The organism is Corynebacterium sp. EPI-003-04-2554_SCH2473622 (assembly GCF_001665955.1).
Lineage (GTDB): Bacteria > Actinomycetota > Actinomycetes > Mycobacteriales > Mycobacteriaceae > Corynebacterium > Corynebacterium pseudodiphtheriticum.
Genome location: NZ_LZMN01000012.1, coordinates 1 through 24,302 on the forward strand (window position 1 = coordinate 1; position 24,302 = coordinate 24,302).

The 24,302-nt window shown below is 56.9% G+C and carries 19 protein-coding genes and 1 pseudogene; 13 read left to right on the forward strand and 7 right to left on the reverse strand.

Translation table 11 applies throughout. From position 1 onward, the window contains the following. The 9 genes from A5774_RS11615 to recR form a co-directional block, all read left to right on the forward strand. The coding region (locus A5774_RS11615; protein ID WP_231892297.1) for a hypothetical protein at positions 1–258 on the forward strand (258 nt) is incomplete at its 5' end. Positions 259–503: 245 nt separating this feature from the next. Further along, positions 504–1,694, forward strand: coding sequence for an ABC transporter substrate-binding protein (locus A5774_RS00940; RefSeq protein WP_064833053.1), 1,191 nt, complete (start codon positions 504–506; stop codon positions 1,692–1,694). A gap of 9 nt (positions 1,695–1,703) precedes the next feature. Beyond that, the gene (locus tag A5774_RS00945; RefSeq protein WP_156519507.1) at positions 1,704–2,603 is read left to right on the forward strand and encodes an ABC transporter permease; all 900 of its coding nucleotides are present in this window, start codon (positions 1,704–1,706) and stop codon (positions 2,601–2,603) included. After that, positions 2,596–3,426: an ABC transporter ATP-binding protein gene (locus A5774_RS00950; RefSeq protein WP_231892298.1), complete on the forward strand. Its 831-nt coding sequence runs from the start codon at positions 2,596–2,598 to the stop codon at positions 3,424–3,426. The genes A5774_RS00945 and A5774_RS00950 overlap by 8 nt, the downstream gene beginning before the upstream one ends. A 141-nt stretch (positions 3,427–3,567) precedes the next feature. Further along, positions 3,568–4,836, forward strand: coding sequence for an aminotransferase class I/II-fold pyridoxal phosphate-dependent enzyme (locus A5774_RS00955; RefSeq protein ID WP_064833054.1), 1,269 nt, complete (start codon positions 3,568–3,570; stop codon positions 4,834–4,836). Continuing rightward, on the forward strand, positions 4,817–5,395 hold the full coding sequence (locus A5774_RS00960; RefSeq protein ID WP_064833055.1) for a suppressor of fused domain protein: 579 nt from the start codon (positions 4,817–4,819) through the stop codon (positions 5,393–5,395). The genes A5774_RS00955 and A5774_RS00960 overlap by 20 nt, the downstream gene beginning before the upstream one ends. Positions 5,396–5,473: 78 nt before the next feature. Beyond that, positions 5,474–8,254 (forward strand): DNA polymerase III subunit gamma and tau, encoded by a 2,781-nt coding sequence (locus A5774_RS00965; protein ID WP_064833056.1) that lies wholly within the window; start codon positions 5,474–5,476, stop codon positions 8,252–8,254. 126 nt (positions 8,255–8,380) lie between these two features. Continuing rightward, on the forward strand, positions 8,381–8,719 hold the full coding sequence (locus A5774_RS00970; RefSeq protein ID WP_021353519.1) for a YbaB/EbfC family nucleoid-associated protein: 339 nt from the start codon (positions 8,381–8,383) through the stop codon (positions 8,717–8,719). Then, positions 8,720–9,379 carry a recombination mediator RecR gene (recR, locus tag A5774_RS00975; protein WP_064833057.1) on the forward strand — a complete coding sequence of 220 codons (660 nt, stop codon included), beginning with the start codon at positions 8,720–8,722 and terminating at the stop codon, positions 9,377–9,379. 7 nt (positions 9,380–9,386) lie between these two features. Here recR and A5774_RS00980 read toward each other — a convergent pair whose 3' ends face one another. From A5774_RS00980 to leuA, 5 genes and pseudogenes are all read right to left on the reverse strand, one after another. Then, a complete protein-coding gene (locus A5774_RS00980; RefSeq protein WP_197490205.1) occupies positions 9,387–10,298 on the reverse strand; it encodes a siderophore-interacting protein in 912 nt (303 codons plus the stop codon). Positions 10,299–10,351: 53 nt separating this feature from the next. Then, positions 10,352–11,188, reverse strand: a complete 837-nt coding sequence (locus A5774_RS00985) for a glutamine amidotransferase (protein WP_082936037.1) — start codon at positions 11,186–11,188, stop codon at positions 10,352–10,354. Positions 11,189–11,203: 15 nt separating this feature from the next. Beyond that, positions 11,204–12,640 (reverse strand): Mur ligase family protein, encoded by a 1,437-nt coding sequence (locus tag A5774_RS00990; protein ID WP_197490207.1) that lies wholly within the window; start codon positions 12,638–12,640, stop codon positions 11,204–11,206. Between the two features lie 387 nt (positions 12,641–13,027). Then, a pseudogene (locus A5774_RS00995) lies at positions 13,028–14,149 on the reverse strand (DNA polymerase III subunit epsilon); the annotation flags it as partial. Positions 14,150–14,265: 116 nt separating this feature from the next. After that, positions 14,266–16,089, reverse strand: coding sequence for a 2-isopropylmalate synthase (gene leuA / locus A5774_RS01000; protein ID WP_064833060.1), 1,824 nt, complete (start codon positions 16,087–16,089; stop codon positions 14,266–14,268). A 349-nt stretch (positions 16,090–16,438) separates the two neighbouring features. On the opposite strand from leuA, the gene A5774_RS01005 reads away from it, so the two are divergent. Further along, positions 16,439–17,704 (forward strand): aspartate kinase, encoded by a 1,266-nt coding sequence (locus A5774_RS01005; protein ID WP_023018821.1) that lies wholly within the window; start codon positions 16,439–16,441, stop codon positions 17,702–17,704. Between the two features lie 44 nt (positions 17,705–17,748). Then, the gene (locus A5774_RS01010) at positions 17,749–18,786 is read left to right on the forward strand and encodes an aspartate-semialdehyde dehydrogenase (RefSeq protein ID WP_064833061.1); all 1,038 of its coding nucleotides are present in this window, start codon (positions 17,749–17,751) and stop codon (positions 18,784–18,786) included. A gap of 109 nt (positions 18,787–18,895) precedes the next feature. Here the strand turns inward: A5774_RS01010 and A5774_RS01015 are convergent, their stop codons facing one another. Continuing rightward, positions 18,896–20,203, reverse strand: coding sequence for a hypothetical protein (locus A5774_RS01015; protein ID WP_021353528.1), 1,308 nt, complete (start codon positions 20,201–20,203; stop codon positions 18,896–18,898). Positions 20,204–20,291: 88 nt separating this feature from the next. Beyond that, on the reverse strand, positions 20,292–20,840 hold the full coding sequence (locus A5774_RS01020; protein ID WP_021353529.1) for an RNA polymerase sigma factor: 549 nt from the start codon (positions 20,838–20,840) through the stop codon (positions 20,292–20,294). A gap of 151 nt (positions 20,841–20,991) precedes the next feature. Between A5774_RS01020 and A5774_RS01025 the strand changes: the two genes are divergently transcribed. Together A5774_RS01025 and A5774_RS01030 are read left to right on the forward strand one after the other, a co-directional pair. After that, complete coding sequence (locus A5774_RS01025) at positions 20,992–22,539, forward strand: catalase (RefSeq protein WP_023018839.1); 1,548 nt, start codon at positions 20,992–20,994, stop codon at positions 22,537–22,539. A 219-nt stretch (positions 22,540–22,758) separates the two neighbouring features. Then, complete coding sequence (locus A5774_RS01030) at positions 22,759–24,291, forward strand: ABC transporter permease (RefSeq protein ID WP_082936031.1); 1,533 nt, start codon at positions 22,759–22,761, stop codon at positions 24,289–24,291. The last annotated feature ends 11 nt before the right edge of the window (positions 24,292–24,302 follow it).

Consider the following 24,302-nt stretch of genomic DNA (forward strand, 5'->3'; position numbering starts at 1 on the left):
GCATCCTGGTCAAATTTTTTGGGCATGGTGAAAGATTTTTCCATCTACTCAAACGGAACAAAACCTGGGACACTTCAGAAGACGGTTAAGGGGGGCAAAGTGAGAGTCAACGAGCCAACAAAGCTTCCGGCACCGCGCAAAGCCGCAAACACCCCCCGGTTCATATTCCGAAAGCCCGTACGCAACCACGCCTCGAATCCGCGCCATCCTGGCGGAAAATCCTGCAAGATTTCGCCCGCATCCCTTTTTGTCGCATAACCCTTCCCATGTTGGGGCTAGGTATGGATCCTTGGGGCTTTGCCAGATTGGCACTTGGATAGACAATCTTGTCTATTAATCTTCTGTAGCTGACGCAGCGTTACTGTATGGACTGAACGGCGTGTTAACTGCACTTGTGCTCAATACCCGTTGTGTGGCCGTGAATGTAGAAATTGACTCTGCCATGTGTTCTGACTTACGTTTAAGCCCTTACTGAACTGATTGGTCTATTTAAGGGAGAACGCATGGTCTATAATCGCATTCTGTCCCGGCGGCAAATGTTGCGCAAAGCAGTAGCCATGGGCGGGGTAGCGCTGGGAGGCGGCATGCTTTCTGCCTGTTCTACACAGCCACAAACACGACAGCCACAAACCAGTAATTCCGGGCCCGCATCTTCTGCTAGTCCTGGCGCCCGAGAAAAACTCGTCATCGGCTTTGTGCCCATTGCGTGTGCATCACCGCTGGTTGCCGCAGACGCACTCGGCGCATTTGAAAAACAAGGACTCACCGTAGAGCTACGGAAATACGCTGGGTGGGCTGATCTCTGGACGGCATATGCAACCGGAACCCTCGATGTTGCGCACATGCTCTCACCAATGCCACTGGCAATTGATGCAGGTGCGACGAATGCTTCCCGGCCAACAGAATTGGCTTTTACTCAAAACACCAACGGCCAAGCGCTAACTTTATCTACTTCTTATCTGGATACGGTTTCACAACCGGCAGATCTTGCAGGCATGGTGTTAGGAATCCCCTTTGAGTATTCGGTGCATGCATTACTCCTGCGCGATTATTTGGTCGCCGGTGGCCTTGACCCGGTTTCAGATGTGGAATTGCGGCTCTTGCGGCCACCGGACATGGTGGCGCAATTGGCGGTCGGCGCCGTCGACGGTTTTATTGGCCCCGAACCGTTCAACCAAAGAGCATTGACTACGGGATCAGGCCGCGCGTTCATTCCCACCCGGCAGATGTGGGAGAACCACCCCTGCTGCTCGGTAGCTATAGCCAAAGAAATTGACCGCGGGGTGCGCGATCGTGTGGTCACGGCTTTGCAGGAAGGCGCCCAATTTGTCGACAGCCCGCATCACGTACACGAATCAGCGTCGATATTGGCCGAAGAAAAATATCTCAACCAGAAAGAAGAGTTGATCTCGCCTGCTTTAGCCGGATCCTATACCACCTGGGATGGCACTGATGTGGTGGACCCGGACATGATCAATTTCGGCGGACAAACTTCGGCTACCGCGATCACCTGGATGGCTGCGCAAATCGCGCGCTGGGACCTCGGCGGCACGGCCTTGACGATGGACGATGATGTGCTCTTAGCAGCCGCAGAATCTGTCTTGCCACCTGAAGCAGACCGCACCACGGACCCGGTCGACATCAATGGCCGGATATTTGATCCACAGAAGCCCACGGCTGGATACCAGCGTTAAGGACCCGCAATGTCTCGAACTCACACGCCTATTACTCAAACTTCCACGCCTGCTGCTCGAACTTCCGCTGGCCGAACGTCTACCAGCCAAGCGTCCGCTGGCCGAACTTCCACCGGCCGAACGCTGCCAAGGGAAAAGTCCGGCCCGTGGAAACCCGTTGCCCTCGGCGTCGGCCTGTTTCTCGCTTTCCTTCTTGTATGGCAATTAATAGCGGCTGCGGGGTGGCTGTCGGATATCGCGCCGACGCCTGCTCGCACCTTCAGCCGCGGTGCTGAAATCTTGGCTGATCCTTTTTACCGGGATGGTCCAGCTTCTGTCGGCATATTCTGGCACATGGTGGCATCGCTGCGCCGTGTGCTGCTCGGTTTTATCATCGCGATGCTCATCGCCATTCCGCTGGGCTTTTGGTTAGGATCGTCCACCACCTTCCGCCGGGCGGCGGACCCCTTTGTGCAAATTCTGCGGCCGGTATCCCCGTTGGCGTGGCTGCCGTTGGGGCTTGCGCTGCTGCGCGATGCGGAAAATACCGCGGTCTTCGTCATTATTCTCTCCGCTTTGTGGCCCACCCTGCTTAACACAATCGAGGCCGTACGTGGCGTGCATCCGTCGTATAAGAACCTCGGCGCCACATTGGGCGCCAGCCGTGTGGACCGGCTGCTTTACATCATCGGGCCTGCCGCGCTGCCCGGAATCATCACGGGCATGCGTCAATCGCTGTCTACCGCGTGGCTGGTGATTGTGGCTGCGGAGATGCTCGTCGGCGGGCAAGGCGTCGGCTTTTTCGTGTGGAACATGTGGAACCGCCTGGATATTGATGCCATCGTCGTGGTCATCGTTCTCATCGGTGCCATCGGCTTGGCCCTGGATTACCTGGTTGCTTCATTGCAGAAAGTGGTGCGTTATGACTAAGACCCCAACCAACACGTTGACAAATACTTCGACCAATACCGTGCCTCACGCCGTTGAGGCAGAAACCGCACATATCGAATTTAAAAATATTACAAAAAGCTATGGGCCGACGACGATCATCGGCGAGACTTCCGTATCTATTAAGGAAGGCGAGTTTGTCTCCTTGCTTGGGCCTTCCGGCTCAGGCAAATCCACGATGCTGAACATGATTGCTGGCTTGGCGACGCCGTCGACAGGCGAGGTCCGTGCCCGCGACGAGGTGATCACCGGCCCGGGGCCAGACCGAGGAGTGGTTTTTCAAAATCACGCCCTGCTGCCATGGATGACAGCACGCGGCAATATCGAATTTGGTCTGCGCTCTGCACGGCCGGATTTGTCGAAAGCCCAGCGGAAGAAAATCACGCAGGATTTCTTGGATGAAGTCAGTTTGGGACATGCGGCTGACCGTCGTCCTGCGCGGCTTTCCGGTGGCATGCAGCAACGGGTGGGTTTGGCGCGTGCGTTTGCCATTGGTTCGGATATTTTGCTGTTGGATGAACCCTTCGGTGCGCTGGATGCGCTGACCCGGAGGCAATTACAGACCTTGCTGCTCAGCGTTTGGGAAGAAAACCGACGCACGGTGGTGATGGTGACCCACGATGTTGACGAAGCGATCCTGCTGTCCGACCGCATCTTGGTTATGTCGCCGGGGCCGGAGGCAACCATCGTGGAAGATTTACGGGTCGGCCTTGCCCGCCCACGTACCGGTGATGCGGACCCAGCCGTCGGCAAGCGCAAAAATGAGCTGCGCCACCATTTATTGTCGCTGCTCGAGCATGAGTAGTGGCAGTGGCGGATTCTGATGGATGGGACACGATCACGTTGCCGCATCGCCATTCTGTTTTGGGTAGGCAACACAGATCTCACACAAACTCGCTACCATGGCAAGCAGCACAGATGTAACGGAAGGTAGGCGAGTACCCCAATGTCATTGCTCGACTTAGATACTGCACAATTTAACGAACTAGCCCAGCAGGTGCGCCAGGATTACCAGGACTTGCAGGCGAAAAACCTGAACCTGAACCTGACGCGCGGTAAGCCGTCGAACGAACAGCTCGATTTCTCCCACGATCTACTTAGCTTGCCTGGCGATGACCCGATTGATGCCGACGGCGTCGACGTGCGCAACTACGGTGGCTTGCTGGGAATTAAACAGCTGCGCGAAATCTGGGCGAATGCCCTGGGACGCTCGGTGGACAACACCATCGCGGCTGATTCTTCTTCGCTGAACATTACCTTTGACCTGCTGTTGTGGTCGTATACCTTCGGCAACAACGATTCTGCACGCCCGTGGAGCCAGGAAGAAAAGATCCGTTGGATCTGCCCGGTGCCGGGTTACGATCGCCACTTCACCATCACCGAAAAACTCGGCATCGAGATGGTATCCGTTCCTATGCTTGACGACGGCCCGGATATGGATGCCGTGGAAAAGCTGGCCCAAGATCCGCAGGTGAAGGGCATGTGGGCCGTGCCGGTGTTCTCCAACCCAACCGGAGTGAGCTTCTCCAAGGAAGTCTGCGAAAAGCTGGCTGCTATGGACACTGCCGCGCCAGATTTCCGCATCGTGTGGGATAACGCGTATGCGCTGCACACGCTGACCAATGAATTTCCGGAAAACTACAACGTGCACGAGATGGCGGCAGCCGCCGGTAATCCGAATCGCTTCTGGGAAATGTCGTCGACTTCCAAGGTCACGCACGCTGGCTCAGGCGTAGGCTTTTTCACCTCATCGGAGGAAAACATTGCGTGGTATTCCTCCATCGCGAGCGCCCGCGGCATCGGCCCAAACAAGGTCAACCAGCTGGCGCACGCGCGTTTCTTCGGAGACGAAGAAGGCCTGAAAGCGCTGATGCGCAAGCACTCCGGATCATTGGCACCGAAGTTCGACGCTGTGTTGGATCTGTTGGAAAAGAAGCTCGGTGGATATGACGTTGCTAGTTGGTCGCACCCAGAAGGCGGTTATTTCATTGACCTCAACGTCATCGATGGCACCGCGACACGCGTGTGGGAGCTGGCGAAAGAAGCCGGAATTGAATTAACCAAGGCCGGTGCTTCCTTCCCGTACGGCGAAGATCCGCACAACCGGAATATCCGCCTGGCACCATCGATGCCTACTGCCGATGAGGTCGCTGTCGCCATGGATGGTGTGGCCACCTGCGTGCTGCTGGCTGCGATTGAGAAGAAGGAGGCTTAAGGCCCTGCAATTCGAAGAAACCGGCTATTGGCTCAGCCAACTCATCCCGGCCAAGCTGGAATTTCGCAGACTCGATCAGTGGCGTATTGCCAGCGCACAGATAGACGAGCAACAAGCGTTAGCGGCAACCGCTAACTTTGGCGAGGTTGATACTGGACTGACCAGCGATGAATCCGGTCAATCCGTGCGCTGCGAGCTACTTGCCGTGGCGCAAGCCGAACAGCCCGCCATTGCGACAGCCGTTTTGGCAGCTGCAGAACTGTTACGTTCGGCAAACGGTGTTTTGCCAGCACAGCCGGGCGTGCTGCTGCCGGATATTGGCCAAAAATTCGCTGAACTGCAACAAGATCATCTCACCGTGCGTCACGGGTTGCTAGCCGTGCCGTATTTGTGGTCTGGGAAAACGCCACGCCTGGAAGAAGACGACCGGCTCACGTTGATCTGCCAGCTGATCATGCTCACCGATGCGGAATATGAATTTGCGGTGGAACATGGCGTCGGCAAGCTGCAAGACAAGTTATCGACCGAAGGCATTGATCCGGGTAACTGGGGTCGGTAGTGGAGCTGGATATGTTAGCCAGTAATGACTCGCACCGGTGGCTGTTGGGTCTTGTGGGGATATCGGTAAAGTAGTGGCGTGGCTCTTTACCGGAAATATCGCCCCGCAAGCTTTGCTGAGGTCATCGGACAATCGCAGGTCACTGAGCCTTTGTCAGTGGCGCTCGATGCCCACCGCATCAACCATGCTTACCTTTTTTCGGGCCCGCGTGGTTGCGGCAAGACCTCCTCGGCGCGCATCCTCGCGCGCTCACTGAACTGCGTCGAAGGGCCGACCTCGACGCCCTGCGGGAAGTGCGATAGTTGCCGTGCGCTCGCCCCCGGTGGTCCCGGCAACCTGGATGTCACGGAGCTCGACGCGGCTTCGCACAACGGTGTAGAAGACATGCGTGAGCTGCGCGACCGCGGCCACTACGCGCCGGCGGAATCGCGCTACCGCATTTTCATCATTGACGAGGCGCACATGATCTCGCAGCAGGGTTTCAACGCTCTGCTGAAGATCGTCGAAGAACCGCCTGAGCACCTAATTTTTATTTTTGCGACCACCGAGCCGGAAAAAGTCATCGGCACGATCCGCTCGCGTACGCACAATTACCCGTTCCGCCTGCTGACGCCACCGGATATGAAAGCACTGTTGCAGCACGTGGTGGAAGAAGAAAACGTGCAGGTAGAAGATGCGGTCTATCCCTTGGTGATGCAAGCCGGTGGTGGTTCGCCACGCGATACTCTCTCGTTACTGGACCAGTTGTTGGCCGGTGCGAAAGACGGGCTGTTGACTTACCAACAGGCGGCGCCGCTGCTGGGCGTGACGGATTTGGCTCTGATTGACCGCGTGATTGCCGCGCTTGCCGACGACGAAAAAGGCGAATTATTCCGCATCGTCAACGACGTCATCAATGCTGGGCACGAGCCCCGCCGTTTTGTGGAAGACTTGCTGGACCGCCTGCGGGATCTGTTGATTATCCAGGCTGTGCCTGAAGCTTTTACCGAGGGGCTAGTTTCCGCCCCGCAGGATCGCGTGGCGGTTCTGAAGGAGCAAGCCGGATGGTTTAGCCCGGAGGCGCTGACGCATTACGCGGACGTAGTAAACGAGCGATTGCCGCAGATGCGTGGCGCCACCTCGCCACAGTTATTGCTGGAAATTTTGTGTGCGCATTTGTTGGCGCGGCCGTACGTTGCGGCAGCTGGTAACGCAGCTGGTGCTGGGCCAGGCAGCGGTGTTGGCGCGGGGGCCGCTGCCGGCCAATCGGGCCAGTCTGGTCGGGCGGGCCAGGGTGCTGCAGCCCAGGATGGTCGTCAGCACAACGGGCAGGGCGGTCCGCGTGGTGCGGCGGCCGCGTTGGCTGCTGTGGCGGCGATGGGGGCGGCGAAACCCCAGACGAAGTCGATGCCATCGCACGGCCCGGCGCCTAAGGCACAGCCTGGTGAACATCCTGGTGAACAGGTTGCTGAGCAGCACAACGCAGCATCTACTAGTGAGCACAACGCAGAAACGCCTACAGCCGAGCAAGAAAATGTGGTTGGTGCTGTTGCCGATGCAGAAGCCAAGCCCGAGGCGGCAAGCACGTCGGAAACAGTAAAAACGTCGGAAGCAGTAAGAACCTCCGATGCAGTAAGCGCTGCCGATTCCGCGGACTCAGCGTCGGCTAACGATGCTGCCCGCGCGCAGCGCACCGACGAGTCTGCGCAGTCAGACCATGCTGAGGAGCCAAACGATCCTGAACAGCAGCGTGCCGAGCAGCCTAGTGAACAGCAGCCTAATGAACAGCCAGGTGATGCGCTCGAGATCATCCGCAGCCAGTGGACGAATATTCGCTCAAAGGTAGGGCAGAAAAATCGCGTCGCGGAAGTCATGCTCACCGAAGCAAAAGTTTTGGGCATCGACGGTGAGACTGTCGTGCTGGGGCACAACACCGGTGCTTTGGCTGAGCGCATTAATTCTGAGCGCAACAATGCCGTGATTGTCGAAGCGGTAAGCGCCGTCGTTGACCAGAAATTACAGGTCAAGTGCATCGTCGGCACGAAAGTTCCACCTGAACTTACGGCGCAATCACGTATGACGCCGCAACCACAGAAACCCGCGCAGCAGAATAACCAGTCGCGCCAGAATTCGCAGCCACAGCAAAATAACCAGCCGCCGCAGCAGGATCAATCACAGGCAGCAACGCGCCCACAACAGGAGGCTCAACACACAAGAAGTGACAGCGTCTGGCCAGAAACCAGCCGTGATGTTAATGCCGGGGTGGACTCAACGGACACTACGGTGCATGAGAGCAACGAGGGTTCTGGGCAATCCCACCGGCAGCAACCGGAGCCACAGCGGGCGCAATCAGTCCGGTCAGAATCAAAGCCCTCGAAGCCACATGAGAAACCATCCGCCAGCGCAAAGAACCAGGACTGGCGCGAGGTAGCTAACCAGGCAAAAAACCGCGCACGTGAGCGCGCAGCACAATCTAGCCGCGACACCTTTGGCGACGGTGTCCCGCTGCCACCTGAACCGGCTGCGGAAGAGTCTGCACCGGACGAGCCGCCGCAAACGCAGCCAGCACAATCGTCGGCAAGCCACACACAGAACGCACAGAACGCACATGGCGCGCCGGGCAGCGCCGAAACCAGTAGTGCCGAAAGAAACAACGCCGAAAACAGCAATGCCCAAAACAACAATGCGCAAAACGGCAACGCTGAAAGAAACAACGCCGAAAACAGCAACGCGCGAAACGGCGGGGACGACACAGGAACCAGCACCAGCACAAACACGGACACCAATGCCAACACCAGCCCCGGCGAACGCAGCCCAGAAGAAATTCATGCTGCCGCGCGCAAGCTGCTAGAAACCGAGCTGGGAGCGCGTCCGCTGTAGTCTGTGCCAGTCCGTTGTAAACTAGGGCCGTTGTGCGTGCAGATTCGCACAGAAGACTAGCTACCGGGCCAAAACCCAAAGCTACAAACAAAACGCACCAAAACAACAAAACAAGGAGCATCGACAATGACGCAGCCACAAGACATGCAGCAGCTGATCGCCCAAGCCGCCGAAATGCAGGCCAACCTGCAGCGCGCCCAGGAAGAAATCCTGGCCACCTCGGTCACCGGTAAAGCAGCTAACGGCCTGGTTGAGGTCACCATGACTGGCGGTGCTGAAGTCACCGATATCAAGATTGACCCGCAGGTTGTTGATGCTGATGACGTCGACACGCTGCAGGATCTGATCCTGGGCGCATTCCAGGACGGTCACCGCCAGGCCGGTGAGCTGGCCAAGGAAAAGATGGGCCCGCTGTCACAGGGCATGGGCGATGGCGACATCAACAACCTCATGGGTGGAATGTAAGTGTTCGAAGGTCCTTTACAAGACCTCATCGACGAATTCTCGCGCCTGCCTGGGATTGGGCCGAAAAGTGCCCAGCGGATCGCCTTCCACGTTTTGCACACAGAACCGGAAGATATCGACCGCCTCCAGCAGGCGCTTGCTGGTGTCCGCGACGGGGTAACGTTTTGCCGCATTTGCTGCAATATTTCCCGTGAAAGCGTGTGCCGCATCTGCCACGATTCCGGGCGCGACCGCTCGATGATCTGCGTGGTGGAAGAACCCAAAGACATCCAATCCATCGAGCGTACTGGCGAATTCACTGGCCGTTATCACGTGCTCGGGGGTGCGTTGGACCCACTGGCGAATATCGGGCCAAAAGACCTGAATATTAGCCAATTGTTGCAGCGCATCGGTGGCGTGGTGCAGGACCGTGAGCTGGCAGATTCCACACCGGAAAACCCGCTTTACGACGACGCCCCAGAGATCACCGAGGTGATTCTCGCGATGGATCCGAACACCGAGGGCGAGGCGACTGCGTCCTACCTGGTGCGCCTGCTGCGGGATTTCCCGGATTTGAAAATCTCTCGGCTGGCCTCCGGTATGCCGCTGGGTGGCGATTTGGAATTCGTCGACGAGCTCACGCTATCCCGCGCGCTGTCCGGCCGCCTGCCCGTGCGCTAGTGGCAGACTACGGCCGTGCTTTACCCGCGATCCAATACACGCACCACTGGATCGCTGCGGAATCCAAACCGAAGATCTCCATTCCCAGCTTGCGTGCGGTTTTGGCCATTCCCATTTCCCCACTGGCCCACAGATACTCCGGATGAAACTCCGGGTGCTGCTGGGCCAGTTTTTCTATCTGCATAGTCAAAAGTTCCTGGTGCTGCGCATAAGGTCCCTTGACGACGTCCAGCCCAGCCAGCTTCTCTTCCCACTGGCGGAGTGCGGGAACCTCAATATCCGCATCGGTTTCCGCGAGTGCAATCACCCGGATGGTGCCTAGCGTGTTTGGGTGGAAGCTCTGACAATAATCCAGAATGGCCCACACTGAGGGCAGAGCCGAAGGGTCTGCGATGAGCAGCTGCTGGCTGCTGGGGTGGTGCCACAGCCCACGCGAGGTGTACACCGCGCATTCATCACCCGCTTGTGCGCGCAGTACCCAGTTCACACCCGGGGCCGGGAACGCCTCGGTAGTGTCCTTTGTGCTATCCGACCGGCTGCGTTTGCCATGCGTGGCCACATCAAAACAAGCAGTTGCGTTTTCGCGGTTCAGTGAGCGGAAAGTGTACCAGCGTAGCTCCGGGCGCCACGCGGAATCGCAGGAAGCAATGACTGCGCGGAGGTTCGTGCGGTCGCCGGTGGCAAGCGCATCCGCTAAACCGTCCAGACTAGCGTCGGAGGTAGGCATGACGAGTCCGAAAAATTCATCTGGGCCAGTCAGGCGCAGATCTGCGAATGCTGGAGAATGCAGATGCACCCGCACGAGTTCTTCAGCAAGCACCTCTGTAGATTCCACCCGGCAGCGCAAGAAATCGTGGCGCGCATCGCCGGGTGGGGTGGACAATCTGGTATCGAGAAACATGGAGTGGTTGGCAACCATACCCATATTTTAGGGCAAAGCTCAGCCTAACCTAGCGTGGGGGTGTTGCCTGGTTAGCGCAGGCGTTCTTTGCGTAGTTGCTCGATCGCAGGGATCTCCAGTGGTGCTAGCTCATCCAACTGGCACCCTAAAGCCATGGACAGCACCAGATCTGCTAACTGCGGATTGCGCGCGAGCGCAGGGCCGTGCATATACGTAGCGATGACCGATCCTTGCACCGCGCCTTCCGCGCGGGTTTGGGAATCGATGTTTTCTGCTGCCCCGGCACGGGCGGCATCGGCATCACAGTTACCAATACCAGTGGTAATTGCGCCTAAAGGCTGCGCATCTGGGCCGAGCAAGCTGGCACCCATATGGTTTTCAAAGCCAGTTAACGGGGCAGTGAGGCTACTAGTAACACCTGCTTGCGTGGGTTGCGAAGCTACTTCACCAATCGCGCGTTTTTGCAACGTGACAGTCCGGGCATCAACTAGGCCGAGGCCCTCGATCTCGCGTCCCGCGGCACGGAAAGTTTCGCCAACCAGCTGAAATCCTGCACAAATCGCGAAAATAGGTGCGCCAGTGCGGGCGGCTTTGTGCAAGCCACCGTCGGCAAGCAAATGCTCCACGGCCAAGATCTGCGCGCTGTCTTCACCACCGCCCAAGGTATAGGCGTCGAGCTGACTAGGCACCGGCTCACCCAACTTAATTGGGTGGATCTGCGCCGAAATGCCACGCATGCGCGCACGTTGGCGTAACACCAGCGCGTTGCCGTCATCGCCATAGGTGCCCAAAACATCCGGTAGAACCAAGCCGATATTCAACTCTGCATTCTTAGCAGCCTGGTTGGCTTCGGCAGTGCTCGCAGCCGCGGATTTGTTAGCCGCAGCGCTGTGCTCATCGTGTGCCATATTTGCTGCCATCTCCTAAGCTTCCGCAGAATCTGCGGTGGAATTTTTCGTGGTCGAATTACTTGAGGCCGAGTTTGGGCTGGTGGAACGCTGCAACTGCGAAGGTTCGCCACGCTCCAGAGCCTTCTTCAGATCACGGAATGCGGTGTAGTTGGCCAGCACCTCAATGCGCCCGGCTGGGCACGCATCGATGGCTTTGAGCGGATCAGCGATCAATTCGTGGCGGATATCGGCATACACCAGACGCACAGCGAGGTCCGTGCCGCGCTCACCGGCGGCCTTGACGGACTGCTCGGCGAAATCCTCAAAAGTGACATCCCACAGCCAGGACAAATCCTCACCGTCGGCAACCTGGCCGTTGACCGCGATCACCAAACCTTCGGCGCTGCGATCAACCATGGACAATGCTTCTTGCCAGCCGGCCGGGTTCTTGGCCAATAACAGGCGGATTTCGTGTTCGCCGCGGGTGATTGTGGAATAGCGACCGGCGACATCATCAACCTGCTCAGTGGCAGAAACAGCCTGCTCGAAACCGACGCCGAAAGCTTCCACCGCAGCGGCGATAGCCTGGGTAGCGTTGCCGCGGTTGGCCCGGCCCGGCAGTGCCAGGTTCAGCGGGTGCGCGGCGTCGTCCAGCGATGAGCTGCGCGTAATGCCCTCGCCCGTGATCGTCCAATCTGGGGTAGGGCGTTCGAAGGTCGAGCCGTCGGCAAGCTTTTTCGCCGCATACCAATGCTCACCGTCGCGCACGATCGCGCCGCCGGTGCGCGGACAAGTGGTGGACTCACCGAGCCAGCCGCCACCAGCAGCCACCCACACCACATTCGGAGCATCGTAGGCGACGGAAGAAATCAATACATCATCACAGTTAGCGATGACCATCATTTCTGGGTGCGCTTCAATGGCCCCGCGTAAGGTGCGCTCAATCTTGTTGATCTCGCCGACACGGTCCAGCTGATCGCGTGACAGATTAAGCAGAACCAGTGCCTGTGGGTTGATCTTGTTCGCCACCTGCGGCACGTGCAGCTCGTCGACCTCCAAGGCGAGGACCTCGGCACTACGTCCGGCCAGCAGTGCAGAGATGATTCCAGCATCCATATTGTCGCCGCCCTCATTCGTGGCGACGGAATACTCGCTGCGCAGCGCATTTGCCAACATGCGGGTGGTAGTGGATTTACCATTGGTGCCGGTGACCAGCACCGCGGGGCGTCCGTCGGCAAGATTATGCATGACGTGTGGGTCGATTTTGTCCGCGAGCAGCCCACCAATCATGCCACCCGCACCCCGGCCGGTTGCGCGTGAAGCCACCGTCGCCAAACGAGCAACGGAAGTAGCAACCTGCGTGCGGGCGCGCGACAGTAGGGAAAGAGCAGACGATTTTGCAGAAGAGGAATCTGCAGGCGACGGCTTGGAAGACGACGGCTCAGAAGATGACACAGAAGGCTTAGTCATAGGAACCTAGGATAGTAAAAGGTTGGACGGCTAGTCGGCCTGGGGCTGTGCGCTGGCCCGGCGGGAGCGGCTCCGGCGACGTTTATTCGTCTTGTTGGGGCGGCCGGACTTGGCGTTAGGTTGTGCGCCGGACTTGGCGTTAGGTTGTGCGCCGGACTTGGCGTTAGGTTGTGTACCGGACTGTGCCCCGGTTTGTTTTGCAGGGTGCTTTCCGGTCTTCGCGCCAGATTTTCCGCTGGTTTTTGCGGCAGGTTTGTTCGGGGACTTCGTCCCAGATTTAAGCGCAGATTTTTTCCCGGGTTTGGAGCTGGCCTTGAGCCCCGATGATCCGCCCAAGACACCGCGGGGGTGGGTGGATTGCTCGACTGGCGCATCCGGATCTGGGTGTGGCTTGACGCGGGTCAGTGCATCTAAAAATGCAGTATCACCCAACAAGGGGATACCTTTGCGTACCGCATGCATCGCCTTGCCACGTAGATCGGTAGTTTTGTTGCAGACGACTACCGACACCCCTCGATGCAGGTGCTCGCGATACACCAGCCCCGCTTCGAGCAAAGCGTCGATGATGGTATCCGGACTGTAGCCAATCTCATCAGCCACTACCACTTCCATGCCTTCGATCAGGGATCGCCCCGGAACATATTTCCCGGGGTTTGCCAGGCTGAGCTCGGCTTCGGCGGCCTGCACCCGGACATGGCTGCGCTGTAAACCAAACCGGTCCGCGCGCAGATCACCCGGATGGTAGCTGGCGATTAGCTCATGATCTGTGATTAAGGATTTTTCTGCGGCTCGTTGCTGATGCTGGTAAATATCCCAGACCAACTGTGTAGTCTCGCGTGAGGTTTCTTCCTGGCTACGGCCAGCACGAACGACAGAAGCCACTGGACTGACAGCAGACAAGCCACTGGCGCGCGCCACGCCAGCGGGTCGGATATCGCTAAAAGGTATTTCTTGTCGACGCGCAGTCGCCAGCGTATCCACGATGCGTGCAGGCTGCGGAATATGGCCGACACGCTGCCGTTTGCGGTTGCCCTTGCGGGAGCGTTTCCGGTTTGCGCGGGCGGCAGCGCTCATCGCGCGCTTTGCTTCTGAAACCAGAAAGCCCCATGTCAACGGCAAATCGTGGACGATTAGTGTGCGGTCGTCGATAAGCCGATCCAGCGGTTTCAAGATTTTTGCAAAGCGTTGGCCGTTGTCCACTTCTTCGCGGGAAAGCCCGTGGTAGTGGCGCGGCCCTGGATCTTCTCCGGGGTTGAGTACAGCGTGGAAAGTCTCGCTAGTCTCGCCCGCATCATTAAAAGTAACGGCGTCGACGGCAACCAGACGCGCCGTTGAAGGGTGAATACCGGAAGTTTGCACAGTCAGCGCAAGATACGGAAATTCCGCAACAGCCTCGCGACGAGCTACTTCTTTTGGGTGCAGCTCGCCGGAGGCTTCTTTGTTCTTCGTGCCGTTGTCGTTGCGCTCGCTGGTTGCGGCGCGGTCATCGGTATCGGTATGCGAGGTCATTAGTACAGCAGTCTAGTTCACCGATTTAGCTTGCGGATAGTTCAGCAACGCCAACGTGGCACAGAAAACCATCCGCTGCTGCGGTATAAAACTAATCGCAGTTCCTCGTGCCAATGCTAAAGATTGGCGTGTGCGCGGTTGGCAGCGGAGACCAGAGCCTTCAACGAAGCATACGTCGTAGAGCCGGCAATGCCGACGCCCCAGACGCTAGAGCCGTTGACTGCCGCCAAGATATAACAAGCAGCTTCGGCATCTTCCCCGGCGCTGCGGGCGTGCTGGGAGTATTCCAGAACCTCGATGTCTATGCCCAGATTCCCCAGAGCGTCAGCATATGCAGCGATTGGGCCGTTACCGTTGCCTTCGATGCTGCGCTCTTCGCCATCGTGGATAACCTTGGCGGTTACCGTAGCGTCTTTGTCCTCGGTTTCTGCATTCTGCACACTCACTGAAAGTTGTTCGACGGGGGACTTCGTCTCCAAATACTCATTGGTGAAGATGTCCCACATGGTCTTCGAATCAACCTCGCCGCCTTCGGCATCCGTGACGGTCTGTACCACCCGGGAGAAATCAACCTGCATGGCGCGAGGCATGGCGATGCCGTGGTCAGTTTTCATGATGTAAGCCACCCCGCCCTTGCCAGATTGGGAGTTTACTCGGATGACGGCTTCGTAATCACGGCCGATGTCTTTCGGGTCAATAGGCAGGTACGGAACCTCCCATGTGGTTTCGCGCAATTCTTCCCAAGCCACATCGGAGCTGCTGGCCTGTGGATGCACGTTGGCGGCCATCGCGTCCAAGCCTTTGTTAATGGCATCTTGGTGGGAACCAGAAAAAGCGGTGAACACCAGCTCGCCACCGTAGGGAGAGCGTTCGTGTACACGCAGCTGGTTACAGTATTCGACGGTGCGACGAATCTGTGCGATATCGGAAAAATCAATCTGTGGGTCTACGCCCTGGGTCAGCATGTTTAAGCCTAAAGTCACCAGATCGACGTTGCCTGTGCGCTCGCCGTTACCGAATAAACAACCTTCGATACGGTCAGCGCCGGCCAGGTAGCCCAACTCGGCGGCTGCTACGCCTTCGCCGCGGTCATTGTGCGGGTGCAGCGAGATGATTAATGACTCACGGTTGTTTAAATTGCGGTGCATCCACTCAATCGAGTCAGCGTAAATATTCGGCGTGATCATCTCGACGGTGGAAGGAAGGTTAATGATCAGCGGATTTTCTGGAGTCGGTTCCATGATTTCTGCGACGGCATCGCAGACTTCTTTGGCGAAATCCAGTTCGGTGCCGGTGAAAGATTCCGGGGAGTATTCCCAGCGCCAATTGGTATCCGGGTAATCCTGGGCGATGGTTTTGATCAGCTGTGCGGCATCCGTGGCCAAGGCCTTGATGGCTGGGCGGTCTTTACGGAACACGACGCGGCGCTGCAGCTTCGAAGTGGAATTGTAGAAGTGCACGATCACATTCTTTGCTCCTGCGCAGGCCTCGAAAGTCCGGCGAATCAGGTGTTCACGTGCCTGGACCAACACCTGGATAGTGACGTCGTCTGGGATTAGATCCTGCTCAATGATTTCGCGGACGAAGTCAAAATCTGTCTGCGATGCCGACGGGAAACCTACCTCGATTTCCTTGTATCCCATGGTCACCAGAAGATCGAACATGCGGCGCTTCCGTTCTGGGCTCATGGGGTCAATCAGTGCCTGATTGCCGTCACGCAGATCGACTGCACACCATTGTGGGGCGGTGGTGATTTTTTTATCTGGCCAGGTGCGGTCCGGCAGTTGAATATCTTCAACTTCTTTGGCGAACGGTAAATAACGATCCACCGGCATAGTAGAGCCTTTTTGTTTATTCCAGGCCGGTTGATTTTCATTGCGTGGGCCGTTGGGCTTGTTCAGTTGGCGGGGCGCGGAAATAAAAGCGTCGTTAGGAGACATGATGATTCCTTGTGTTTATGGGTTTAGCGTTTATGGGTTTAGCACTGTGTGTTCGGTCGGCGATTAGTGCGTGCCGGGGCGAGAAGCAAAAGCTACGCGAATTACCGCGACGGGGTGCCGACCAAACTGTTGCCGTTGGCTCTAAAACCCGCCGCGGCTGCTAAGGAGAAGAAAACGCGCCCCGGAAATCATGTGGTATAGACTACACAATTTCTGGGGTTGGTGTGAAACTTGGGCTGCATTTAAGTCTGGGTGACAGGGCACATACTATGGTATGAATAAGCATTAACCTGCGTTTTTGAGCCGCAAAGACAGCAGAAACGAACGATCAGGAAAGGCAGCTGGCCTCATGGCACTAGTTGTGCAGAAATACGGGGGTTCATCCCTAGAAAGCGCGGAGCGGATCCGGGCGGTAGCAGACCGTATTGTTGCGACGAAAAAGGCTGGCAATGACGTCGTCGTTGTGTGTTCGGCGATGGGTGATACTACCGACGAGTTGCTGGATCTGGCAGCTTCCGTGAACCCAGTTCCACCGCAGCGCGAACTCGATATGTTGCTCACCGCCGGCGAGCGAATCTCCAATGCACTGGTTGCGATGGCCGTGAATTCACTAGGTGCGCAGGCGCAATCGTTTACTGGTTCGCAGGCCGGTGTGCTGACTACCGAACGCCACGGTAATGCTCGCATTCTTAACGTCACTCCCGGACGTCTGCAGGAATCACTGGACGAAGGCAAGATTTGCATCGTCGCTGGTTTTCAGGGCGTCAATAAAGACACCCGGGACGTCACTACCCTGGGCCGAGGCGGCTCAGACACCACTGCAGTGGCGCTTGCTGCGGCACTGAACGCGGATGTGTGTGAAATTTATTCTGACGTCGACGGCGTGTACACCGCTGATCCGCGTATTGTGCCCAATGCCCGCAAGCTAGAGCAGCTGTCTTTTGAAGAAATGTTGGAAATGGCAGCCGTCGGCTCCAAAATTTTGGTGCTGCGCAGCGTCGAATATGCCCGTGCCCACAACGTCGCTTTGCGCGTACGTTCGTCTTATAGCAATGACCCCGGCACTTTGGTGTCCGGTTCAATGGAGGATATCCCAATGGAAGATGCAGTATTGACTGGTGTTGCCACCGACAAGTCCGAAGCCAAGGTAACCGTGCTGGGAATTCCCGATAAGCCGGGCGAGGCCGCGAAGGTCTTCCGTGCCATTGCGGATGCAGAGATCAACATCGATATGGTGCTGCAGAATATCTCAACCGTGGAAAATGGCATCACCGATATCACCTTCACCTGCCCACGCGAAGATGGCCCACGAGCAGTTGAAATCTTGTCGAAGCTGAGCCGCGAAGGCAACTGGGCACAGGTGCTGTATGACGATCAGGTGGGCAAGGTTTCTCTGGTTGGTGCGGGAATGAAATCGCACCCAGGTGTTACCGCGGATTTCACCGAGGCATTGCGTGATGCTGGCGTGAACATGGAGCTGATCTCGACTTCTGAGATCCGGATTTCCGTACTTTTGCGTGAATCGGATTTGGAAAAAGCTACCCGCGCGCTGCACGATCGTTTTGATCTTGGCGGTGACGAAGATGTCACCGTCTATGCTGGAACTGGACGCTAATTACCAGCTTGACCGCTCAACCGCTCTGGGAGGAGACCACAACTATGACCACACTCGCCGTCGTTGGTGCTACCGGCCAAGTAGGCCAGGTGATGCGCCAAATTCTGGAGGAGCGCGAGTTCCCTGCAGAAAAGGTGCGCTTTTTTGCTTCTCCGCGTTCGGCTGGCACTGAACTGGATTACCGCGGCGAGCGCATCACAGTAGAAGATTTGTCGCAGGTGACTGTTGAGTCTGTCTCCGACGTCGACATTGCGCTGTTTTCTGCTGGTGGCGCTACCTCGAAGCAGTGGTCGCCGGTGTTTGCAGAAGCTGGTGCAACTGTGGTTGATAACTCTTCGGCATTCCGTAAGGATCCTGAGGTTCCGTTGGTGGTTTCCGAAGTCAACCCGGAGGCTGTGAAAGAGGTGCCGAAGGGAATCATCGCGAATCCGAACTGCACCACCATGGCTGCGATGCCGGTGATTAAGGCACTGCACGATATTGCAGAGTTGAAACGCTTGAATGTTTCTTCTTACCAGGCGGTTTCTGGTTCTGGCTTGGCAGGTGTGCAGGCGTTGGCGGCCCAGATTTATGAGGCAGGCGAACACGCGGTTGACCTGACTTATGACGGCCGCAAGCTCGATGGTTTGGAGACTGCCCCTTATGTAGCTCCGATCGCCTATAATGCGTTGCCACTAGCAGGAAACCTTGTCGACGATGGTTCTTTAGAAACTGATGAGGAACAGAAGCTGCGTAATGAATCGCGCCGGATTCTTGGTTTGCCAGAGCTGCGCGTTTCTGGAACCTGCGTGCGTGTGCCGGTTTTCAGCGGCCACACCATGACGATCCACGCTGAGTTTGGCCAGGACATTACTCCAGACCAAGCTGTGGAAGCACTCGAGCAGGCTCCTGGCGTGCAGGTTGTCGATGTACCAACCCCGTTGGCTGCTACGGGTATTGATGATTGCCTGGTGGGGCGTATTCGTCAGGATCAGTCGTTGGAGGGTAACAACGGCTTGGTATTGGTAGTTTCTGGTGACAACCTGCGGAAAGGCGCTGCGCTGAACACGATTCAGATCGCTGAATTGCTGTTAGAGAAATAAAATAGGCTAGGCACCCAACCGATTTCCCGGTGGGTGCCTTTTTCGTATCTTTCCGCAGTCAGTATGGGCGGGCGGGAGGCGTCCTGGAACGGTGCCTCGCTGGTGGAGTTTATTCCGGTTTGGTGTGCTCGACGTATACTACGCTGCCAGCTGGCGTGGTGCGGTCATAATCCACATCGGGATCGTTTTCTAGCTCGTCGTCGATTTCTTCTTTGATGCTTTCTAAGAATTCCTCGGAATTCATATTGGATTGGGCAGCTAGGGTGGTGAGCTCGCGGTCGTGCTTCTTGCTAAAGCGCACGCGTGGATCCACTTTGCGGGCCATCAATTCACGGCCGCGACGACGGCGCTGGCCTTCGGTGCGCATGGTGCGGAAATTGCGTACCCAGGCCCAAATCAGGACGATGATCAGCAACATGCCGATGTATCCCAGTACTGGGTAGACGTAGCTGACCAGTTGGCGGAAGCCAACGAAGGAAAGCACGAAGCCGACCAAACACGCAATCACATAGACGCGGAAGAATTTCTCTGGCGAATTACGGGTCAGACGCTTAGCCAGCGCATAGAACATACCGATGGCGGTGTTAAAGACCATGCCGTAGAGAACCACGGTCATGATGTGTCCCAGCACCGGGTGCAGGCTAATCATCAGCGCCAGCATTGGCATGTCGGCATCTTTGGTGGTTTCGACAGTGAAGTACATGCTCATTACCAGCAAGAGCAGCAAGGAAAGGAAAATTCCGCCGCCGATGGCTCCACCAATGCCTGCTTCGCGGGTATCCATGAAACTACCGCCGATAACGATGGCCATGGACACTGCCACGATCACCTGGAAAGCGATGTTGTTGATGGCAGATACCCACCAGTTGGGTAGTGTGGTTTGGACTTCGGTAGAAGCCTGCTGAATGTTTTCCCAGTTCGGGTCCACCGTGATTATTGTGTAGATCGCGGTGCCCAAGACCATGATGATCAAAAATGGTGTGATCATTCCGATCACCGCGGTGGTTTTTTCCACATCAAGCAAGCCAACCAGGATGGTCAGCACCAACATGAGGGCAGCACCGATCCAGGTCGGCCAGCCCCAGGCTTCCGTCAGGTTCGAGCCACCACCGGCGAACATAACAAAGCCGATAGAAAATAGGGTCGCAATGGTGCCCCAGTCAAGGATCTTGGCGATGATTGGGCTGTTAGTGATGCGGTCGATCACCGCGGTGTGCTCGCGTGCCTGGTAATAGCTACCGAGCTGCAAAATGGCGATACCGCAAATGATCATGACAACGGAGCCGAGTAATGCTCCGACAATTCCCCAGTTACCGAAGGCTACGAAATACGTCATGGCCTCCTGCCCGGATGCAAAACCGGCACCGGCGAGGGTTCCGACGAACGCCATCGAGATGGCTAACGATCGTTTGAGCATGAAGACAACAACTCCGAATCTGTGATCACGCTGTGAAAGCGCGTCCGAAAATCTATGAACTTTTAACGGAATATAACAGTTTCTGTGATTAATTGTCGTATTCTGCGAGAATATCTTTCCGGGCCCGGGCTACTCGAGAGCGAATTGTCCCGATACGCACCCCCGCGATTGCCGCTGCCTCTTCGTAGGAATAACCCAGTATCTGTGTCAGAACGAGTGCTTCGCGACGCTCGTCGGGTAGCGAAGCGATCATGGTGCGGGCATCGATCCATTCGCTCCATACCGACGAATCTTCGTGTACTGGGTCTAAGTCTTCTAGTTCTGAATGTGACTTCCGGGGGCGGGCGCGTTCGTGGCGAATGTTGTCGATCCACACGCGACGCGCGAGTGAAAGTAGCCAGGTGCGTGCAGTGGAGCGTCCGGCAAACCGGGGGAGTGCCCCCATTACGCGTACATAAGTGTCTTGGGTGAGGTCGTCGGCAAGTTCGGGCCCGGCTAGGTGAGCGAGAAACCGCCAGACGTCGTCATGGGTTTCTTTCACGAACGCGCTCAGGGCTGTGCGATCACCACGACCGGCCTTCAGGGCCAGCTGGGTGGTGCGTGCATCGCGGCTCGCAGAGTGTCGTTGTGCGTTCACTTAGCTGAGATTACCAGCGCTGATTTTTATTCCTGAGCAGAGTTTGTGGTGTGCCAGTGCGATTGCGCACTCTGATGTATGCAAGTAAACTATCAATTGACCTCATCCCCATAAGAGTGTCTAATTAATTCCCAACAGGAGTGAGCATTCCATGACTAAGAACATTGATGACAAGCTGGATCTTGGCCAGCGGGAGGACGCCCCAGGCACCACCACTCGCCAGGGTGGACAGCCAATCGCCTCGGAAAACATTTCCATCACCGCTGGACCACAGGGTCCAAATGTACTGAATGACCTGCAGTTGATTGAGAAGCTGCAGTCCTTCAACCGTGAGCGTGTTCCAGAGCGCAACCCTCACGCTAAAGGCCACGGAGCATTCGGTGAATTCCATGTCACCGAAGACGTATCCGCATACACCAAGGCTGACCTGTTCCAGCCGAACAAGGTCACCCCGATGGGTATCCGTTTCTCCACCGTTGCCGGTGAGCAGGGCTCCCCTGACACCTGGCGTGACGTCCACGGATTCGCTCTGCGTTTCTGGACCGAAGAAGGCAACTTTGACATCGTCGGTAACAACACCCCGACATTCTTCCTTCGCGACGGCATCAAGTTCCCAGATTTCATTCACTCCCAGAAGCGCACCGGGGCTTCCGGTTTGCGCGACGCTGATATGCAGTGGGATTTCTGGACTCGTACCCCTGAGTCCGCACACCAGGTAACCTACCTGATGGGTGACCGCGGCACACCAAAGACCTCCCGTCACCAGGACGGCTTCGGTTCCCACACCTTCCAGTGGGTTAACGACAAGGGCGAGGCTTTCTGGGTGAAGTACCACTTCAAGACCCAACAGGGTTGGGAGTGCTTCACTGACGAAGAAGCTGCCGAGATGGCAGGTCAGAATGCTGACTACCACCGTGAGGATCTGTTCAACGCGATCGAGAATGGCGACTACCCACGCTGGGACGTCTACGTACAGATCATGCCGTTCGAGGATGCAGAGAACTACAAGTTCAACCCATTCGATCTGACTAAGGTCTGGTACCACGAGGATTACCCACTGCAGAAGGTTGGTTACTTCGAGCTGAACCGTAACCCTCGTAACCACTTTGCACAGATCGAGCAGATCGCCCTGGATCCATCCAATATCGTTCCAGGTACAGGCCTGTCGCCAGACCGCATGCTGCAGGCCCGCGCATTCGCATACGCGGATCAGCACCGTTACCGCATCGGCACCAACTACCGTCACCTGCCGATCAACCAGCCAATCAACCCTGTGAATACCTATAATCACGAGGGCTCGATGCAGTACAACTTTAACGGTCCAGACCAGCCGGTATACACGCCGAACCGCTTCGACAAGGGCGCTGGCTACCTGGATGATGGCGAGACTTCGTCGTCGAACCACACCAGCTACGGACAGGCTTCTGATTACTACGTCAACCCTGATCCTCACGGCACCGACTTGGTTCGTGCGGCATACGTCAAGCACGAGCAGGACGATGACTTCACCCAGCCACGCAAGCTGTACGAAGAAGTCATGAACGACGAAGAGAAGGACCGCCTGGCGCACAACATCACCAACGCCATGGCTGGTGTTTCTGAGGGCGTCGAGCAGCGTGTCTACGAGTACTGGGACAACGTTCACGAGGACTTGGGGGCAGCCGTACGCAAGAAGTTTGCTGAGAAGTACAAGAACTAATTTTCTCAGGCTTTGTAGCTGCTGGTTGTTGCCGGTATTCAATGTGCGTGCCGGCTAGCAGCACCACAGCCCCAGTGCTTTCCAGCAACCCTGTAGGGCAAAGAGGCCGCACCGATAAATCGGTGCGGCCTCTTTTGGTGTTTGTGATTGGTGTTGTTTATGTGACTCGCCGAGAACGTTGTCCCATAAGCTGCGGATTTAGCACTAAAGTGCCGTCGTATGAACGATTCTTCGTCAGTGGTGAATAACCGAGCTGCCACGCCAGATGGTGCATCGTCACATGCATCGATGGGATTAGGGGAATCTCGGTTCGGTGAACCACGCGTGCCGGGATCCCGCATGCGTGGCATCGTGGCGCTGCTAGCGGTGGTGTTGCCGCTAGCAGTTGGTGCGGTGATTGCCGCTGCAGCTTCTTTAAGCCCGAGTGACAGTTGGTCAGCGCCAGAAGAACCAACTGGTGCTCCGGCCGTGCAAAACCCAGGGGTGGACAACAGTAAGTTGATTGATGCCCGTCGCGCCGCTGGACAAGCTTCGTCCCAAGCGGGAATTTTGTACAGTGCAATCGACGAACTGCTTTCTGGTTTGGAAGGCGTGGACGGCAATACTGAAGAATTGGTGGGTGCAGTTGGCGAAGCTGCGGATGGCGCGGATCGACTGCGCCAAGGCATGGTGGAGCTACAAGCGGGTACTGGTCAGCTGGGTCGTGGCGCTAATGAGCTGGCTGACGGCGTCGGGCAAGCAGTGGATCAAGTTGTTGGCTTTGGTGCGGTACAAGGGCAGTTACTAGAGGCTGCGGACCGGGCGATTGAAGAGCTGCGCGGTGTGCAAGGGCCGGAAGCAGAACAAGCAGTGCGCGATCTGAGAAGTCTGCGTCAGCAAATCGACAACTTTAACTTCCAACGCGAAGTTGCTGATGATCTTTTGGCTATGAAAAACGGATCCAGGGACCTGGCGAATCAACTAAATGTCCCTGGTTATGGTTTCCACGACGGCGTGTATGAGCTGACGAATGGCTCCAAGAATTTGTCTGCTGGTTTACAGGAACTGCGAGCTCGGATTGACGAAGCTACGGCAGGTCTAGACGAATTTGATGGTGGTGCAGAACGGCTGGAAGCTATGGCGCAAAGCACCAAGCAAAAAGCTGATGCAGTGAATCGCGCTATCCCAGCGGGCCCGAGTGGGGCAGAACCTGGCGACGCAGAACCAGCCCGCGGGGTTTTGCCGCCAGTGGTGGCAATGTTAGTCGCAGCACTAGTTATGTTGGCAGGCGTAGTGATGGCAGCGATGAGCAACTTCTTTGCGACTCGTTGGGCTGTGCAGTTAAGCGGTGGTCTGTTAGCTGCCGCTAGCGGCGCTGTGCTTGTCGGCCTGTTGGGGGACGGGCTAAGCATCGCTACGATCGCGATTTCGGCCAGTGTTTCTGCATTGAGTGCCTGGGTAGCTGCCGGGTTTACTTCGGTACTGATGCAGTTGGCTGGGTTGCGTAGTGGCCTTGTGATTGCAGCTATTGCGGGTATTGGACAGGTCGCTGTGGTTGGATGGGTCTGGCAGGCTGCTGCGAGTGCGGAAATTTCTCAAGCATGGTCGGCCCTGGCTGGTTTTTTGCCGTTACACTGGGCGACGACAGCTTTGAGCACTACCGCGAATGACGGTGCAATTCTGGGACTTTGGGTAGCGCTCGCGGTACTGGCAGTGAGCGCATTTGTAGGCCTGGTGGTGGCGCCACTGCTTAACCGCCGCCGCGTGAATTAATGCTTGCTTGC

Bases quoted from the DNA above. Each gene is read 5' to 3' on its own strand.
- A5774_RS00990 (WP_197490207.1), bottom strand. From the start codon at position 12,640: ATGACTAAGCCTTCTGTGTCATCTTCTGAGCCGTCGTCTTCCAAGCCG.
- A5774_RS01025 (WP_023018839.1), top strand. From the start codon at position 20,992: ATGACTAAGAACATTGATGACAAGCTGGATCTTGGCCAGCGGGAGGAC.
- A5774_RS00940 (WP_064833053.1), top strand. From the start codon at position 504: ATGGTCTATAATCGCATTCTGTCCCGGCGGCAAATGTTGCGCAAAGCA.
- A5774_RS01030 (WP_082936031.1), top strand. From the start codon at position 22,759: ATGAACGATTCTTCGTCAGTGGTGAATAACCGAGCTGCCACGCCAGAT.
- A5774_RS00980 (WP_197490205.1), bottom strand. From the start codon at position 10,298: ATGGTTGCCAACCACTCCATGTTTCTCGATACCAGATTGTCCACCCCA.
- A5774_RS00985 (WP_082936037.1), bottom strand. From the start codon at position 11,188: ATGGCACACGATGAGCACAGCGCTGCGGCTAACAAATCCGCGGCTGCG.
- leuA (WP_064833060.1), bottom strand. From the start codon at position 16,089: ATGTCTCCTAACGACGCTTTTATTTCCGCGCCCCGCCAACTGAACAAG.
- A5774_RS00955 (WP_064833054.1), top strand. From the start codon at position 3,568: ATGTCATTGCTCGACTTAGATACTGCACAATTTAACGAACTAGCCCAG.
- A5774_RS00950 (WP_231892298.1), top strand. From the start codon at position 2,596: ATGACTAAGACCCCAACCAACACGTTGACAAATACTTCGACCAATACC.
- A5774_RS01005 (WP_023018821.1), top strand. From the start codon at position 16,439: ATGGCACTAGTTGTGCAGAAATACGGGGGTTCATCCCTAGAAAGCGCG.
- A5774_RS00945 (WP_156519507.1), top strand. From the start codon at position 1,704: ATGTCTCGAACTCACACGCCTATTACTCAAACTTCCACGCCTGCTGCT.
- A5774_RS00970 (WP_021353519.1), top strand. From the start codon at position 8,381: ATGACGCAGCCACAAGACATGCAGCAGCTGATCGCCCAAGCCGCCGAA.
- A5774_RS01015 (WP_021353528.1), bottom strand. From the start codon at position 20,203: ATGCTCAAACGATCGTTAGCCATCTCGATGGCGTTCGTCGGAACCCTC.
- A5774_RS01010 (WP_064833061.1), top strand. From the start codon at position 17,749: ATGACCACACTCGCCGTCGTTGGTGCTACCGGCCAAGTAGGCCAGGTG.